The following is a 14,878-nucleotide window of genomic DNA, read 5'->3' on the forward strand; positions in this document are numbered from 1 at the left end:
GTGTCAGTCAATGTAGATGTCGACTGACCCACCGCCTTCGCGAGCAAGCCCGCTCCCACATTGATTCGATTCCAATTCAGAGTTTCCGTGGCTCAGGGATACAGGCAAGATAAAGGCCTGCAAGTCAGAACACAGGATGCTTACCGTGACCGAAGCTTTTGTTGTCGTTCAAACCGCCGAAGAAGCCGTGGACCGGCTGGCGGCTCTGCATGAGCGTGCCACCGGCGCGCTTAACCAAGCCCTCAAGCAATACCTCAAGGACCGCGTCGAACCTGACGCCGAACAACGTGCCCAGTTTCGCTACCCGGAACTGCGCCTGACCTACCATTGCCACGGCGAAGTCCCACAGACCACCCGCGCTTACGCCAAGGTGCAATTGCCGGGAACCTACAGCGTGACCGTCACCCATCCGGCGGCGTTCCGTAAGTACCTGCTGGAGCAACTGGTGCCGTTGATGCACGACTTCACCGTGACCGTGGAAGTCGGCGTCAGCCAGCAGAATATTCCATACCCGTATGTGGTGGAGCAGGGTGATGAACTGGCTGGCTCCGGCGTTACCGCCGCGACCCTCGCCCGTGTGTTCCCCAGCACCGACTTGTCCGCCGCCACCGACGGCATTGCCGATGGCCTCTACGACTGGGAAAACACCGACCCGTTGCCGCTGGCGCTGTTCGATGCAGCGCGCGTGGACTTTTCCCTGCGCCGCCTGGTGCATTACACCGGCAGCGACTGGCGCCATGTGCAGCCGTGGATCCTGCTGACCAACTACCACCGTTATGTTGACCAGTTCATCCTGCATGGCCTGGAGCAACTGCGCAGCGACCCGCGGTTTATCCGCATGGTGCTGCCGGGCAACGTGATCATCGACAAGAGCATGGACCACGGCGAAGCCTCGGCCATTGCCGCAGGCGTGGTGTGGCACCGCTACCAGATGCCGGCCTATCACCTGCAAGCCACTGATGGCCACGGCGTGACCCTGGTGAACATCGGCGTTGGCCCGTCCAACGCCAAGAACATCACCGACCACCTGGCCGTGCTGCGCCCGCATTGCTGGCTGATGATCGGCCACTGCGGTGGCCTGCGCCAATCCCAGACCATCGGCGACTACGTATTGGCTCACGCTTACATGCGCCGCGACGGGATTCTCGACCGCGTGGTGCCGCCGAACATCCCGATCCCGGCCCTGGCCGAAGTGCAGATGGCCTTGCAGCAAGCCGCTGCCAACGTCACCGGCGAAAAAGGCGAAGAGCTGAAAAAACGCCTGCGCACCGGCACTGTGCTGACCTACGACGACCGCAACTGGGAACTGCGCTGGGCGCAAGAGCGGCCACTGATCAACCTGTCTCGCGCTGTGGCGGTGGACATGGAAAGCGGCACCATCGCGGCCCAGGGCTACCGTTTGCGGGTTCCGTACGGCACCTTGCTGTGCGTGTCGGACAAGCCGCTGCACAGCGAGATCAAGCTGCCGGGTTCGGCCAACGCGTTTTATGAGCGTGCGGTCAGTCAGCACTTGAAAATCGGCATCGAGGCGGTGGATTTGTTGCGCACCGAACTCAACTCGCTGCACTCGCGCAAACTGCGCAGCTTCGACGAGCCGCCGTTCCGCTAAGCGGTTGGGATGGTCATTTAGCGGTCAGGCCACTAGCATTGTCGGTCCTGACCGTTAGATGTTCCTTTGCCATGTCCCGTCCTGCCCGCCCCGATTCGCGCCGCCCTGGCGTGAAACCTCCGTACTCCGCAACGCGGCGTGTCGCCAAGGCGCCACCGGCCGAGCCGAAGTTGATCCTGTTCAATAAACCCTTCGACGTGCTGACCCAGTTCAGCGACGAAGGCGGGCGCGCGACCCTCAAGGATTTTATCGACATCCCCGGCATCTACCCGGCCGGGCGCCTGGACCGTGACAGCGAAGGCCTGCTGTTGCTGACCAACGACGGCCAGCTACAGGCGCGCATTGCCGACCCCAAGCACAAACTGGCGAAAACCTACTGGGTGCAAGTTGAAGGCGAGCCCACCGAAGAGCAGCTGCAACGCCTGCGTGACGGCGTCGAGCTGAATGACGGCATAACCTTGCCCGCCGAAGCGCGGCAGTTGGACGAACCCGAATTGTGGCCACGCAACCCGCCGGTGCGCTTTCGCAAAAGCGTGCCGACGCACTGGCTGGAGCTGGTAATCCGTGAGGGGCGTAACCGCCAGGTGCGGCGCATGACCGCTGCGGTGGGCTTGCCGACCTTGCGCCTGGTGCGTGTGCGTATCGGTGACTGGTCGATTGATGGCCTCGATCAAGGCCAATGGAAGGCAGTGCCGGCGCGTTTATAAAGCGCCGGACTCGATCAGGCCGATTACCACGCTCTTGATGATGAACGCGGCCACACCCAGGCCCAGCACAAAAAACAGGATGAACGACCCAAAGCGCCCGGCCTTGGATTTTTTCGCCAGGTCCCAGACGATAAAGCCCATGAAGATGATCAGGATCGTGACCAGGCCGGTCATCATCCATTCTTCAAAGAGGGCGGGGTCGATGTTGTTCATAGGGTTTTTTCCGGCGCAGGAGACAGCGAGTATAGGGCAGTGGCATCGACCTGGAATTGACCTGCGTCGGTCAGTCGCACACGAAAGCAGAAGCAAAAGTGTGAAAGCCGTGGAATAAAAAAGCCTGTGGCGCTGTTTTATTGAAGTCATCAAAACAGTGCAGTGCGCAGCGTTTAACGCTATTGAGTTGGCCTATCGAAAAGCCGCGTCAACTTCAATGTTCGTTGGATGCAAGGCACGTCATAGGAGCACAACCCAATGTGGCACCTGAATAAAGTCACCGCGTCGTTTACCGCCCATCTTCCCCGCGCGGCACAGAACAACTTTGATACCTTCCAGAATGCGATTCATAACTTGGGCATTCACCCAAGAGACGCGGCTCAAATGCTCGGCAGCGCCGATTACAAAAGGTTAGGAACCTCGGATCAGTACCAAATTCGTCTATCTGGTTCCGAACGCGCGACGTTCCTGGTGGATACGGCTACCCGTACGGTAACCATCTTACAGGTAGGAGGGCATACCTAAGTCCTGCCTGATATCGTCGGCGTTCGCTTTACGGTGAGTCGGCACTCAGGTACGCAGGTGCGTCAACGGCAGCTCGGTGCTGTTGAGCACCTGGTTGAGCACAAAGCTCGACCTTACGCTGGTCACGCCTTCAATCCGCGTCAAATGCCCCAGCAGCAATTTTTGATAGTGGTCCATGTCCGGCACCACCACTTTCAACTGATAGTCCGCGTCCATCCCGGTGACCAAACTGCATTCCAGTACTTGCGGCAGGGTGCGGATCGCCGCTTCGAAATTCTCGAAACGCTCAGGCGTATGACGGTCCATGCCGATCAGCACATAGGCTGTAAGGCTCAAGCCGAGCATCTTGCGGTCGAGCAGCGCGACCTGGCGTGCGATGTAGCCGTCGTCTTCCAATTGCTTGACCCGGCGTGAGCACGGCGACGGCGACAGGCCGATGCGTTCGGCCAACTCCTGGTTGGAGATCCTCGCGTCGCGCTGCAATTCCGCCAAAATACTCAGGTCGTATCGGTCAAGCTTGCTCATTGGGTTGGCCTTTGTCGTAACTATTGCGGTGAATTATCTATGAAGGGTTAAAAATTGCGCAAGCACTGTTTATTGACGCAATCTTCGCAATCATCTGTCGGGCGTTGGCCTGTATCTTTATCAACAGAATCACCGCCTGGACAACAGTCCACTGCAGCTCGCCCAATCAGGCCTGCTGCGGCCGCCGCCCCAGCAGGGTTGAGCCGGCCTCCAGGCTGCACACTGTCCACAAGACGGCGTGAGGTGAGCCAACGTCAAAAGCGTTGAGCCAGGACGAAATTCTCAAGGGGTGGCCGACGGGTCACCTCTTTTCTTTTGCCTTAAGAAAATTCTTCTTGTGACTGATAACCTGTCTCAGAACCGGGTGAGGCTTTTCCAGTCTCATGCAGTAAGGCCGGACACTCCAGGCCCCAACCCGCAGTGAGGAATAGCATGAAGCGCATCTGGCGTATGGCAGGTGTAGGTTTGCTGATGGTGAGCGTCGGCACGCAGGTAATGGCCGATGACCCGCGCTATGAAGGCGGTGGTCAGCATGAAAGAGGCCCGGAAGGCGGGCGCGGTAACGAACAAGGGCGCCCGCAAAATAACCAGCCGCGCCCGCAGAACACTCAACCGCGTCCCGAAAACAACCAGCCACGGCCACAGAACCCGCACTTTGATCGCGCCGAGCAACAGCAGCACGGCGGTGGGCAGTGGCAAGGTCGCCCGCAAAATAACGAGCAACCGCGGCCGGCGCCGCAGCCGGCGAACAACCTGCCGATACAGGGCCGCCCGGACACCGTGCGCCAAACCCAGGAACCCCGCCAGGGCTACTATCAGGACATCCCGCGCCGCAATGATGGCAACCAGCATTGGCAAGCAGGCAATGGCCCTGGCCCACGTCCTGGTGGCGGCTTTAATAATGGTCACCCCAACGACAACCGCTGGCCGGGTCGCCCTTCAGGGCACGGCAACGGCTGGGGGCCAGGCCCGCAGTATCGCCCCGGTTACATGGTCGACCGTTTCCCCGACCGCAACTACCGTGTGCCTTACCGTGGCCAGGATTACTTCTTCTCCGGCGGCTACTGGTATCGCCCGCAAGGCCCGCGCTACGTGGTGGTAACGCCGCCCTATGGCATCCGGGTGCAATACCTGCCGGACTACGCACGGGAAGTGTGGGTGGGCAGCGCGCTGTTCTTCCTCGCGGCGGGTTCTTACTACACCTATGAGAATGCCACCCAGCAATACGTGGTGGTGCAACCGCCCACCGAAGTGCCGGCGCCACAACCCGCGCCGCAAGGCAACGGTTATGACGTGGTGGCCTACCCGGCCAACGGCCAGTCCCCGGCACAGGTACAGCAGGACGGCTACGACTGTTATCGCTGGGCGGTGCAGCAAAGCGGTTTCGACCCACGCACCGTCACCTACGCCCCGGACCCGGCGGTGGTGCAAACCTATCGCCAGGCCCAGGGCAACTGCCTGACCAGTCGCGGCTATCAGGTGCAGTAGATGCAGCGGCAAGCTTCAAGCTTCAAGCGGTGAGCTTCAAACTTGAGGCTTGAAGCTTGCAGCTTGCAGCTGATCCACAGGATCCGCATGCACCAGCACTTCGGCACGCGGGTAAGCCTTGTGAATGGCATCGGCGGCCTGGTCGCTGATGCCGTGGGCCACTGACAGGGTCAATTCCCCCGGCAATTCCAAATGCAACTGCACAAACCAGTGGCTGCCGGAAATGCGCGTGCGCAAATCATGCGCACCCAGCACGCCCGGTACATTGCGCGCCAACTCCAGCATGTGCTGGCTGACATCCGGCGGCAGTTCCTCATCCATCAACACGGCAAAGCTCTCGCGGGCGATCTGGATCGCGCTCCACAGGATATAAGCGGCAATGCCGAGGCCAAACCACGCATCCACCTGATGAAAACCAAACCCTGCCAACACCAGTGCCACCAGAATGCTGCCGTTGAGCATCAAGTCGGAGCGGTAGTGCAGTGAGTCGGCGCGCACGGCGTTGGAGCCGGTTTCGCGGATCACCCGGTGTTGCAGCATCAGCAGCGCCACGGTCATCAGCAGCGAAAACACGATGACGCCAATGCTCAGCCACGGCGCGCCAACCGGTTCCGGGTGCTGCAAACGCTGGTACGCCTGGAATGCAATCAACACCGCACTGCCGGCGATAAACAACGCCTGGGCCATGCCCGACAGCGATTCGGCCTTGCCATGCCCATAACGGTGATCGTCATCGGCTGGGCGCAGCGCGTAATGCACCGCCAGCAGGTTCAGCAGCGAAGTCACGCCGTCGAGCAGCGAGTCGGTCAACCCGGCGAGCATGCTCACCGAGCCACTGAACCACCAGGCGATCGCCTTGGTGATAATCAGCGCACAGGCCACGCCCACCGAGGCGCGGGTGGCCAGGCGCAGGAGCCTGGCGTGTTCGGGGCTGCTGGTCATACGAATCCTTAAGCGGCGGGTTGCAGGCCCAGGGACGCGAGCTGTTGCACGCTGCCCTTGAACTGGATCATGCGCGGGTCATCCAGCGGCAGGCGGCGGCCGGTTTCCTTTTCAATGATGGTTTGCAGTTTGGCGTTGTCGACCTTGCCGTCGGCGCCGATGGCTTCGTGCAGCTTCTCGGGTGCAACCTGGGCGGTCTTGCCCGGTTCGTAGTAGATGGCGCCGGTGGCGAAGTCCACGCCAAAGGCGATCAGGCCCGGGATTACATAAAACAGCAGGCCCACGGCGTCGAGCACGGCAATGGCCGGGTCGATCTTGCCGTCGATCTGGCCACGACGGTCCGGGTAGAAAATCGAGCCGCAGGCCGTCAGTTGGCTGAGCAGGGTGACGGCGAGGACACCGCCGATGACACGGGAAGCGATACGCATAAAATGCTCCTGAACACTTGTGAAAGGTGACTATAAGCCAGATCTACCAGGCGACGATGCTCAAATGTGGGAGCGGGCTTGCTCGCGAATGCGGTGAGTCAATCAACATATATATCAACTGACAGACTGCATTCGCGAGCAAGCCCGCTCCCAAATTTAACCGTGTTCCCAAGGGGGCCGGAGGGTGTTTTTGAGACCATCACCGGCATCCGCCAGTTCGCCGTTATACTCGCCGCTCTGCTTTGGAGCCAGTATGAATTCGTTGCCGATTGATGATGTTTTACCCGCCCTGCGTGACGCCTTGGCGAGTCGCCATGAAGCCGTGCTCGAAGCGCCGCCCGGTGCCGGTAAAACCACCCGCGTGCCCTTGGCTTTATTGAATGAGCCTTGGCTGGCCGGGCAAACCATCCTGATGCTCGAACCTCGGCGCCTCGCCGCGCGAGCGGCGGCCGAACGCCTGGCCAGTGAGCTGGGTGAAAAAGTCGGTGAAACCGTTGGCTACCGCATCCGACTGGACAGCAAAGTCGGCCCCAATACCCGCATCGAAGTGGTCACCGAAGGCATTCTCACGCGCCGTCTGCAAGACGATCCGGCGCTGGATGGCGTGGGCCTGCTGATCTTCGACGAATACCACGAACGCAGCCTCGACGCCGACCTGGCACTGGCCCTGAGCCTCAACGGCCGCGAGCTGTTTCGTGACGAGCAACCGCTGAAAATCCTGCTGATGTCCGCCACCCTCGAAGGCGAGCGCCTGGCGGGTCTGCTGGGCGACGCGCCGATCCTGCGCAGCGAAGGGCGCATGTTCCCGGTGCAGATGCGCTGGGGGCGGCCATACCAGGCCGGTGAATTTATCGAGCCGCGTGTGGTGCAGACCGTCCTCGACGCGGTGCAGGACCAAACGGGCAGCATTCTGGTGTTTCTGCCGGGGCAGGCCGAGATTCGTCGGGTCAATCAACAACTGGCCGACGCCTTGGGTGATCGCCCTGATGTGCTGCTGTGCCCGCTGCATGGCGAACTCGATCTCAACGCCCAGCGCGCCGCCATCGACCCGGCGCCCGCCGGCAAGCGCAAAGTGGTGCTGGCCACCAACATTGCCGAGACCAGCCTGACCATCAATGGCGTGCGTGTGGTGATCGATGCCGGGCTGGCGCGGGTGCCGCGTTTCGACCCCGGCAGCGGCATGACCCGCCTCGACACCCAGCGCATCTCCCGCGCCAGCGCCACCCAGCGAGCCGGTCGGGCAGGGCGGTTGGAGCCGGGCGTGTGTTATCGCTTGTGGTCCGAAGACCAGCACGAAGGTTTGGCCGCCTATGGCAGCGCGGAAATCCTCGCCGCCGACCTGGCGGGCCTCGCCTTGCAACTGGCGCGCTGGGGCGTTACGCCCACGCAACTGGTGTGGCTGGATGTGCCGCCGACCGCCGCCTATGCCCAGGCCCAGGATTTGCTGGTGCGCCTGGGTGCGTTGAACGACGACACACTCACCGCCCATGGCCAGAAAATGGCGGAGTTGCCCGCGCACCCACGCATTGCCCACCTGTTGCTGCGCGGGCAGGACTTGGGGCTGGCCGCGACCGCCTGTGAGGTGGCGGCCTTGTTGGGAGAGCGCGATATCTTGCGCGGTGGCGGTGCGGATTTGCACAGCCGCCTGGCATTGATGTCCGGCGAAGAACGCGCGCGTGGCACCCAGGGCGGCGTGCAGCGCGCCAAGCAACTGGCCCGTCAGTACCGGGGCTACTTGCGCGGCCAGCCGACTCAAGCGGTGGCCGACCCCGACCACCCGCGCTGGCTCGGCGCCTTATTGGCGTTGGCTTATCCGGACCGCGTCGCCCAGCAACGTCGCCCTGGTGGCGCCGAATATCGCCTGGCCAATGGCCGCGCCGCGCTGTTCGCCGAGGCCGACAGCCTGATGAAACAACCTTGGCTGGTGATCGCCGACCTTGGCAGCCGCCAGGGCCAGCGCGAAGAACGCATCTACCTGGCGGCGGATTTTGACCCGGCGCTGTTCGACAGCGTGCTGGCCGAGCAAGTGCGCACGGTCGACCAGCTTGATTGGGATGAGCGCGAAGGCGTGCTGCGCGCCGAACGCCAGCGCAAGGTCGGTGAACTGGTGCTCAGCCGCGAACCGCTTACCGGGCTGGATGAGTCCGCGCGCAGCCAGGCGTTGGTGAACCTAGTGCGCCGCAAAGGCCTGGAGCTGCTGCCGTGGACGCCCGAACTGCGCCAGTGGCAGGCGCGCGTCATGCTGCTGCGCCAGTTGGACGCTGGCAAAACCAGCGAATGGCCGGATATGAGCGACAAAGCCTTGCTGGCCGATTTGGAGCATTGGCTGATGCCCTACCTGGGCAAAGTCTCGCGCCTGAGCCACTTTTCTAATTTGGATATTTCCAGCTTCCTGCACAACCTGCTGCCCTGGCCGCTGCCCCAGCGCCTGGACGAGCTGGCGCCACAGCATGTGAAGGTGCCTTCGGGCTCATCGGTGCGCTTGGACTACAGCGAACAGCCGCCGATTCTGGCGGTGCGCCTGCAGGAATTGTTCGGGCTGGCGGACACACCGCGCATTGCCGGCGGGCGCCAAGTGGTCAAGCTGCACCTGCTGTCCCCGGCACGCCGGCCGGTGCAGGTGACGCAGGATCTGGCGAACTTCTGGCGCAGTACCTATGCCGAAGTGAAGAAGGATTTGAAGGGAAGATACCCCAAGCACTATTGGCCGGATGACCCCTTGGTGGCCGAACCCACTGCCAGAATCAAACCCCGAAAGTAGGTGATATGAAGATCCAATGTGGGAGCGGGCTTGCTCGCGAAAGCGGTGGTTCAGTTGATACATGCTGACTGACACACCGCCTTCGCGAGCAAGCCCGCTCCCACATGGGGTGCTGTGGTGTGGGTTATTGCGCAGCAGGCAGCAGGAACCGCGCGATCACTGGCAGGTGGTTGGAGATACGCAGTGTGTCCTCCTGCCGCACCTTGGCCTCCACCCGCTTGATCCGTGGGCTGTAGAACAAATAATCCAACGTCCGATCCGGCCCATCCACGCTCGGGTCATTGGGGAAGTGTGTCAGCCACTTCGCCCGATCAATCCCACTGGATTCACTGTTACTCGGGATCATCGGGTATTTATCCCACAACAAATGCAGCTCGCTGTCCGGCGAATACTGCCCGCGCTTGCCTGCGTCCAGGCGCAGGAATTGCCCCAGCGGCAGCAAGTTGAAATCCCCGCCAATCAACCATGGCGTGCCACGGCCTTCGAACTTATCCAACAACTTGACCGTGGCCTTGGCCTGCTCCTGCACCGCCGAACGCCCAGGTTTATCACCATCCAGGCGGGTGTTGAGCACGGCCAGTTGGCCACCATCGCTCAGCGGCAGGTAAGTCAGCAGCAATGCCGGCTTGGGTTGGAACTGGCGGCTGATGAAGTTGGCCGGCGACACCGGCAGTTGCAGGCGCTCGGCGTGTTCGATCTGGTAGCGGCTCAGCGTGACGAGCTTGCGGCCGACGCTGCCGAAGATATGCAGGTTGGGCACGAAGTCGGCTTTCCAGTCGAAAGCCTGGGCGCTGCACGGGTAGAGGTCGACCAAGCGTTCCTGGAGCAACGCCACCTGGTCCTGATAGTGAGAGGACTTGGCGCCTTCATCGAGCTCCTGCAACAACAGGATGTCGGGCTGTTCGTCGCGAATCACCCGCGCCACTTCGTCCAGGCTGAAGGCCATGTCTTCTACCGTAGGGCGCTCATCCGGGCCTTTGCCGTCGGGGCTGTCGTACCAGAACACATAGTTCTTGCCGGCCAGGTATTGCACGTTCCAGGTCATGACCTTGAGCGCCTGCCCCGGCAGCAAGGTCGGTGCACGTGGCGCGACGCAGCTGACGGGCAGGGTCTGCTTGTCGACGGGGCGCCAGGTCAGGCTGTAGATCAGGGCCGCAAGCAGGCCTGCGATGATCAACAGGCTCAACAGGGTGATGCGCAATAAACGGGTCATTGGCTCGGCTTATAGCGTTATCAGAGGTGGCACGGAGCATATCACCGCGCGTCGGCATCGCCACCGATCAACATAAACAATCGGAAAAGCACCACGCTGGTAAACAGTTGCAGGAAGCTGTGGGCGCTGTCGATCAGTACGCCCAGCAGCGGCGCAGGGTTCGGATAGGCCGCCACGCTCGCGCCTTTGAGCAGCCACAACGGCGTCATTACGCACAGCAGGCACACCAGGATTCGCCAGAAATGCCCACGGGTCAGGCGGAAACTTTCCTTCATCGCCTCCAGTGCCGACATGCCGCGCAGCACCAGCAGGTACTCGGCAAACGCCAGCACCACCATCAGCCACAGGCCCGGCAGGAAGTACAGCGACAGCCCCAGCAGAATCAGCAAGGTGCTGACCGCCGTGAGCAGGGCGAAACGCGGCCACATGGCCAGGGCCATGGCCCACACGTCTTTAGTACTGGGCGACTCACCCCGGGTGCGCGCATCCAGAAACAGGATCAGGGCGCCGGTGTACAGCGGGTACACCAACAACCCGACGACCACGCTATAACCGGGAAACGCATCCGGGCCCAGTGTGTGGTCGAGCACCTGTTGCAGCAGGGCTTCGAGGATCACCAACGGCAGGCACAGCTGGACGATGGCGCCCAGGTTGCGTTGGGTGAAACGGAGGGAGTCGCGCAATACGTCTAACGGATTCATCAGGTTCGTCACAGGCCTAAAAGCAAGGCCAACACTTTAACCGATCATGACGAGAGGTAAGCAAACGTAAACCTTGCGTAAAGACCATTGAAACGTCTGGTAACACCCCCATAACTAGGCTGTAGCTTGCCTGATCACAGGCGGGCCCATGATTTCTACCGGCAATCTAACGAGGTCGCCATGAACAGCGAAGAGCAAACCCTGATCGATGGACTGTTTTCACGGTTGCAACAAGCCGAAACGGACTCAGCCCCCCGCGACGCCCTGGCCGAAGCGCGGATCAAGGAGCACATGACTCGCCAACCGGCCGCCGGGTACTACATGACCCAGTCGATCCTGGTGCAAGAACACGCGATCAAGAGCCTCGACGCGCAGAACAAGCAACAGGCGCAGCAGATCCAGCAATTGCAGGATGAGCTGCAACAGGCCAAGTCTCAGGCCGCGCAACCGGCGCCGAGCAGTGGCGGCTTCCTCTCGAGCATCTTTGGTGGCAGCAGTTCCCGCGACTCGCAGCCGGCACAAAGTGCTCCGCCTTCCTCCGGTGGCGGCTGGCGTGAACCGGCGCGGTCGTCTTTCGGCCAGCCTGCACCGCAACAGCAAAATTACGCTGCGCCACAGCAGAATTATCAACAGCCGCAGCAAGCCCCTGCCGCGCCTATCGGCAGTGGCTTCCTTGGTGGCGCGCTGAAAACCGCCGCCGGTGTGGCCGGTGGTGTGATGCTGGCCGAAGGCATCAGCAGCCTGTTCAGCCACAACTCGCAGCAGCCGCAGGTGGTGGAAGAAATCATCCGCGAAGAACCGGCACCGGCCAGCGACAATGGCAACTGGGGCAATGACGACCAGAAGTTTGCCGGTAACGACAGCTGGGGCAATGACAACTCATCCGACAGCTTCGCAGACAGCGACTACTCCGACGATTCCTCCTCCTTCGGCGACGACGACTCCTTCGTCTGACCCACCTTCAACCGGGGCGCTTCGTCGCCCCGGGCTGATTTTTCGCTGAAACTTTCCCATGGCTGGCATACTGGCAACCTTTCCGGGCCGTAGCGCCTGGCTGTCATGAGGAAGTGCGGTGAAAAAAATTGCAGTGTTCGCCGATGTGCAAAACCTCTACTACACCGTGCGCCAGGCTTACGGTTGCCACTTCAACTACGCGGCGCTGTGGGCGGACATCAGCTCGCGCGGGCAGATCGTCGAGGCGTATGCCTATGCCATCGACCGTGGCGACAGCAAGCAGCAGCAATTCCAGCAGATCCTGCGCAACCTGGGCTTTACGGTAAAACTCAAACCCTACATCCAGCGCGCCGACGGCTCGGCCAAGGGCGACTGGGACGTGGGCATCACCCTGGACATCATGGATGCCGCCGACCACGTCGACGAAGTGGTACTGGCTTCCGGCGACGGTGATTTCGACATGCTGCTCGAACGCATCATCCAAAAGCACGGCGTTGAAGCCGTGGCCTACGGCGTGCCGGGGCTGACGGCCAACTCGCTGATACGCGCCGCCAGCCGCTACGTGCCCATCGAAGGCGCGCTGCTGCTTAAATAAGCGCTCAGGCTTAATCAATCGTTAGACGGAGTTGGAACAGGTTTGGAACGTATAGCGGTCATCGACTTTGAAACCACCGGCATCACCCCGAGCAGCCACTGCCGGGCCACGGAAATCGCGGTGGTTATCCTCGAGCGCGGCCAAATCGTGGACCGCTACCAGAGCCTGATGAATGCCGGCGTACGCGTGCCGGGCTTTATCGAGCAACTCACCGGCATCAGCAACGCCATGCTGCGCAGCGCGCCACCGGCTGAGCGGGTGATGAATGAAGTAAATGAATTTGTCGGCACTACGCCGCTGCTGGCGCACAACGCCGCGTTCGACCAGAGGTTCTGGGACTTTGAACTGGGCCTGATCCGCCGCACCCGCCTGCAAAAATTCGCCTGCTCGCTGCTGTTGGCCCGCCGCCTGATGCCGTCGGCACCCAACCACAAGCTCGGCACGCTGAACGCACTCGCCCAACTGCCCCACACCGGCAAGGCTCACCGGGCGATGGCGGATGCGGAGATGGCGGCCAACCTCACCGCGCACCTGGCCCAGGAACTGCGCGGCACCCACGGCTTGCGCGAACTGTCCCACGATTTGCTGTGTACTTTGCAGAAAGTGCCGGCGGCGAAGATCAACGAACACCTGAAGAAGCACCGCGGGTTCTAACCCAACCCCAATTCCAAGAACACTGAAGCTCAAAATGTGGGAGCGGGCTTGCTCGCGAATGCAATGTGTCAGTCGCCGAATATATTGACTGACCCACCGCCTTCGCGAGCAAGCCCGCTCCCACATTGGGTTATGCGGTGCTCATCGAGGCTGCACACACTCCAACGCCCGATCCACCACACCTTTGGCCATCCCCACCAAATGCATCACCGCCCGCTGCTGGGTGCTGAGCGTTTCCCCCGACACATTCACCGTCTCCACCGCGCAATGCAGCAAGTCGGCCGCATGGGCGAGGGCGTCTTCGAAGCTCAGGTTGTCATTGAGCACAAAGTTGGGCGCGTCCGGGGCGGATGCCTTGAGGTAGTAGTCGATGGCTCGGCGATAGCGGTGTATCAGCCACCACTTTTTGCTCGTTCCCACGCTCCGCGTGGGAATGCCTCCTGTGACGCTCCGCGTCACGACCTCAAGAGCGGACGCGGAGCGTCCTGGGCTGCATTCCCACGCAGAGCGTGGGAACGATCGGCGGCTGGCTCATCGAGGCTGCACACACTCCAACGCCCGATCCACCACACCTTTGGCCATCCCCACCAAATGCATCACCGCCCGCTGCTGGGTGCTGAGCGTCTCCCCCGACACATTCACCGTCTCCACCGCGCAATGCAGCAGGTCGGCCGCATGGGCGAGGGCGTCTTCGAAGCTCAGGTTGTCATTGAGCACAAAGTTGGGCGCGTCCGGGGCGGATGCTTTGAGGTAGTAGTCGATGGCTCGGCGGTTGAGGAGGGCGTCTTCGCTGAGGAAGTCCGTCGGGGTAGTAGTTGAGGCAGAGGTTGCTTTGACCATGTTGATTCTCCGGCACTTGTAACTCGCTCTCCCGCCAATTTCGGCTTGCACTTCCGGTCATCGAAGGGCCGATGACATGGGGAAGACTAGCGGCCGAATTCAGCCGGAACAAGGCATGAAATGGCGCTCGGAAATGTCCCGCAAATGAAAGAGAACAGTCCTGCTGGCCACTGAAATATTGCTCGTTCCCACGCTCCGCGTGGGAATGCCTCCTGTGACGCTCCGCGTCACGGCCTCAAGAGCGGACGCAGAGCGTCCTGGGCTGCATTCCCACGCAGAGCGTGGGAACGATCGACGGATTTCATCCATGACTTCAAGATCATTGATGAAGATTTGACGTGCTTCGTTATGCAGATTAAGTGGCAGTTCAACCTGCAAGCGACTCAGGAAGACTGGGATCACATCACGACCATTAAGCAGATTGTCGATTTGATTGTTCAGCGCTCAAGCCTTCGGTGAAGCAACTGACGCCATCGCAGGCAAGCCAGCTCCCACAGTAGATCGCATCCAGCCCTGGCGACTCGGTCAAATGTGGGAGGCCCCGCCACCTCTTCGATGTAGCGCTGTCGCGCATCAAACTGGTTCATCGTAAGGTTAAGAACGCGGGCGGGGCAAAGGCCGTAACCAGCACTGGTGTGCCAGCACCCGAGTGGGAGAGTGGCCTGCACGGTATCGGCGTGGAGTCATTGTCGGCACAGCTAGCTGTGACCACGTATAAGAGAG

Annotated in this window: 16 protein-coding genes and 1 pseudogene; 9 read left to right on the forward strand and 8 right to left on the reverse strand. The window is 61.4% G+C overall.

The window, feature by feature from the left end:
• The first annotated feature begins 136 nt into the window (after positions 1–136).
• Together amn and ACTD9P_RS26885 are read left to right on the forward strand one after the other, a co-directional pair.
• Positions 137–1,609, forward strand: coding sequence for an AMP nucleosidase (amn, locus tag ACTD9P_RS26880; RefSeq protein ID WP_162238864.1), 1,473 nt, complete (start codon positions 137–139; stop codon positions 1,607–1,609).
• Between the two features lie 71 nt (positions 1,610–1,680).
• On the forward strand, positions 1,681–2,316 hold the full coding sequence (locus tag ACTD9P_RS26885; RefSeq protein WP_438870048.1) for a pseudouridine synthase: 636 nt from the start codon (positions 1,681–1,683) through the stop codon (positions 2,314–2,316).
• On the opposite strand, the gene ACTD9P_RS26890 is transcribed toward ACTD9P_RS26885, so the two are convergent.
• Positions 2,311–2,520 carry a DUF2788 domain-containing protein gene (locus tag ACTD9P_RS26890; protein ID WP_025999909.1) on the reverse strand — a complete coding sequence of 70 codons (210 nt, stop codon included), beginning with the start codon at positions 2,518–2,520 and terminating at the stop codon, positions 2,311–2,313. The genes ACTD9P_RS26885 and ACTD9P_RS26890 overlap by 6 nt on opposite strands.
• Positions 2,521–2,787: 267 nt before the next feature.
• On the opposite strand from ACTD9P_RS26890, the gene ACTD9P_RS26895 reads away from it, so the two are divergent.
• Complete coding sequence (locus ACTD9P_RS26895) at positions 2,788–3,054, forward strand: hypothetical protein (protein WP_078739244.1); 267 nt, start codon at positions 2,788–2,790, stop codon at positions 3,052–3,054.
• Positions 3,055–3,099: 45 nt separating this feature from the next.
• Here the strand turns inward: ACTD9P_RS26895 and ACTD9P_RS26900 are convergent, their stop codons facing one another.
• On the reverse strand, positions 3,100–3,579 hold the full coding sequence (locus ACTD9P_RS26900) for an Lrp/AsnC family transcriptional regulator (RefSeq protein WP_003194418.1): 480 nt from the start codon (positions 3,577–3,579) through the stop codon (positions 3,100–3,102).
• A gap of 432 nt (positions 3,580–4,011) precedes the next feature.
• On the opposite strand from ACTD9P_RS26900, the gene ACTD9P_RS26905 reads away from it, so the two are divergent.
• The gene (locus ACTD9P_RS26905; RefSeq protein WP_438870049.1) at positions 4,012–5,067 is read left to right on the forward strand and encodes a DUF6515 family protein; all 1,056 of its coding nucleotides are present in this window, start codon (positions 4,012–4,014) and stop codon (positions 5,065–5,067) included.
• Between the two features lie 36 nt (positions 5,068–5,103).
• Here the strand turns inward: ACTD9P_RS26905 and ACTD9P_RS26910 are convergent, their stop codons facing one another.
• The gene (locus ACTD9P_RS26910; protein ID WP_438870050.1) at positions 5,104–6,009 is read right to left on the reverse strand and encodes a cation diffusion facilitator family transporter; all 906 of its coding nucleotides are present in this window, start codon (positions 6,007–6,009) and stop codon (positions 5,104–5,106) included.
• Positions 6,010–6,017: 8 nt separating this feature from the next.
• Positions 6,018–6,437: a periplasmic Zn2+ metallochaperone PmcY gene (gene pmcY, locus ACTD9P_RS26915; protein WP_138813719.1), complete on the reverse strand. Its 420-nt coding sequence runs from the start codon at positions 6,435–6,437 to the stop codon at positions 6,018–6,020.
• A 253-nt stretch (positions 6,438–6,690) separates the two neighbouring features.
• Between pmcY and hrpB the strand changes: the two genes are divergently transcribed.
• Positions 6,691–9,198, forward strand: coding sequence for an ATP-dependent helicase HrpB (hrpB, locus tag ACTD9P_RS26920; RefSeq protein WP_438870051.1), 2,508 nt, complete (start codon positions 6,691–6,693; stop codon positions 9,196–9,198).
• 124 nt (positions 9,199–9,322) lie between these two features.
• On the opposite strand, the gene ACTD9P_RS26925 is transcribed toward hrpB, so the two are convergent.
• A complete protein-coding gene (locus tag ACTD9P_RS26925) occupies positions 9,323–10,411 on the reverse strand; it encodes an endonuclease/exonuclease/phosphatase family protein (protein ID WP_438870052.1) in 1,089 nt (362 codons plus the stop codon).
• A gap of 41 nt (positions 10,412–10,452) precedes the next feature.
• A complete protein-coding gene (locus ACTD9P_RS26930; RefSeq protein WP_138813722.1) occupies positions 10,453–11,112 on the reverse strand; it encodes a YciC family protein in 660 nt (219 codons plus the stop codon).
• A 180-nt stretch (positions 11,113–11,292) separates the two neighbouring features.
• Between ACTD9P_RS26930 and ACTD9P_RS26935 the strand changes: the two genes are divergently transcribed.
• The 3 genes from ACTD9P_RS26935 (at position 11,293) to ACTD9P_RS26945 (ending at position 13,315) form a co-directional block, all read left to right on the forward strand.
• Positions 11,293–12,066: a DUF2076 domain-containing protein gene (locus ACTD9P_RS26935; protein ID WP_438870053.1), complete on the forward strand. Its 774-nt coding sequence runs from the start codon at positions 11,293–11,295 to the stop codon at positions 12,064–12,066.
• Positions 12,067–12,184: 118 nt separating this feature from the next.
• Complete coding sequence (locus ACTD9P_RS26940) at positions 12,185–12,661, forward strand: LabA-like NYN domain-containing protein (protein ID WP_017139349.1); 477 nt, start codon at positions 12,185–12,187, stop codon at positions 12,659–12,661.
• Positions 12,662–12,703: 42 nt separating this feature from the next.
• Positions 12,704–13,315 (forward strand): 3'-5' exonuclease, encoded by a 612-nt coding sequence (locus tag ACTD9P_RS26945; RefSeq protein ID WP_099547600.1) that lies wholly within the window; start codon positions 12,704–12,706, stop codon positions 13,313–13,315.
• 141 nt (positions 13,316–13,456) lie between these two features.
• Here ACTD9P_RS26945 and ACTD9P_RS26950 read toward each other — a convergent pair whose 3' ends face one another.
• Positions 13,457–13,735 (reverse strand): DUF3077 domain-containing protein, encoded by a 279-nt coding sequence (locus tag ACTD9P_RS26950; RefSeq protein WP_438870054.1) that lies wholly within the window; start codon positions 13,733–13,735, stop codon positions 13,457–13,459.
• A 111-nt stretch (positions 13,736–13,846) separates the two neighbouring features.
• Positions 13,847–14,155 (reverse strand): DUF3077 domain-containing protein, encoded by a 309-nt coding sequence (locus tag ACTD9P_RS26955; protein ID WP_285678621.1) that lies wholly within the window; start codon positions 14,153–14,155, stop codon positions 13,847–13,849.
• Between the two features lie 294 nt (positions 14,156–14,449).
• Here ACTD9P_RS26955 and ACTD9P_RS26960 point away from each other — a divergent pair.
• Positions 14,450–14,614, forward strand: a pseudogene (locus ACTD9P_RS26960) (acyl carrier protein); the annotation flags it as partial.
• Positions 14,615–14,878 lie beyond the last annotated feature (264 nt).

It is taken from the genome of Pseudomonas onubensis, from assembly GCF_965653655.1.
Classification (GTDB): domain Bacteria; phylum Pseudomonadota; class Gammaproteobacteria; order Pseudomonadales; family Pseudomonadaceae; genus Aquipseudomonas.

Excerpts from the sequence above, each read along its gene's own strand:
- amn (WP_162238864.1), top strand. The coding sequence starts at position 137 with ATGCTTACCGTGACCGAAGCTTTTGTTGTCGTTCAAACCGCCGAAGAA.
- ACTD9P_RS26885 (WP_438870048.1), top strand. The coding sequence starts at position 1,681 with ATGTCCCGTCCTGCCCGCCCCGATTCGCGCCGCCCTGGCGTGAAACCT.
- ACTD9P_RS26895 (WP_078739244.1), top strand. The coding sequence starts at position 2,788 with ATGTGGCACCTGAATAAAGTCACCGCGTCGTTTACCGCCCATCTTCCC.
- ACTD9P_RS26900 (WP_003194418.1), bottom strand. The coding sequence starts at position 3,579 with ATGAGCAAGCTTGACCGATACGACCTGAGTATTTTGGCGGAATTGCAG.
- ACTD9P_RS26905 (WP_438870049.1), top strand. The coding sequence starts at position 4,012 with ATGAAGCGCATCTGGCGTATGGCAGGTGTAGGTTTGCTGATGGTGAGC.
- ACTD9P_RS26910 (WP_438870050.1), bottom strand. The coding sequence starts at position 6,009 with ATGACCAGCAGCCCCGAACACGCCAGGCTCCTGCGCCTGGCCACCCGC.
- pmcY (WP_138813719.1), bottom strand. The coding sequence starts at position 6,437 with ATGCGTATCGCTTCCCGTGTCATCGGCGGTGTCCTCGCCGTCACCCTG.
- hrpB (WP_438870051.1), top strand. The coding sequence starts at position 6,691 with ATGAATTCGTTGCCGATTGATGATGTTTTACCCGCCCTGCGTGACGCC.
- ACTD9P_RS26925 (WP_438870052.1), bottom strand. The coding sequence starts at position 10,411 with ATGACCCGTTTATTGCGCATCACCCTGTTGAGCCTGTTGATCATCGCA.
- ACTD9P_RS26930 (WP_138813722.1), bottom strand. The coding sequence starts at position 11,112 with ATGAATCCGTTAGACGTATTGCGCGACTCCCTCCGTTTCACCCAACGC.
- ACTD9P_RS26935 (WP_438870053.1), top strand. The coding sequence starts at position 11,293 with ATGAACAGCGAAGAGCAAACCCTGATCGATGGACTGTTTTCACGGTTG.
- ACTD9P_RS26955 (WP_285678621.1), bottom strand. The coding sequence starts at position 14,155 with ATGGTCAAAGCAACCTCTGCCTCAACTACTACCCCGACGGACTTCCTC.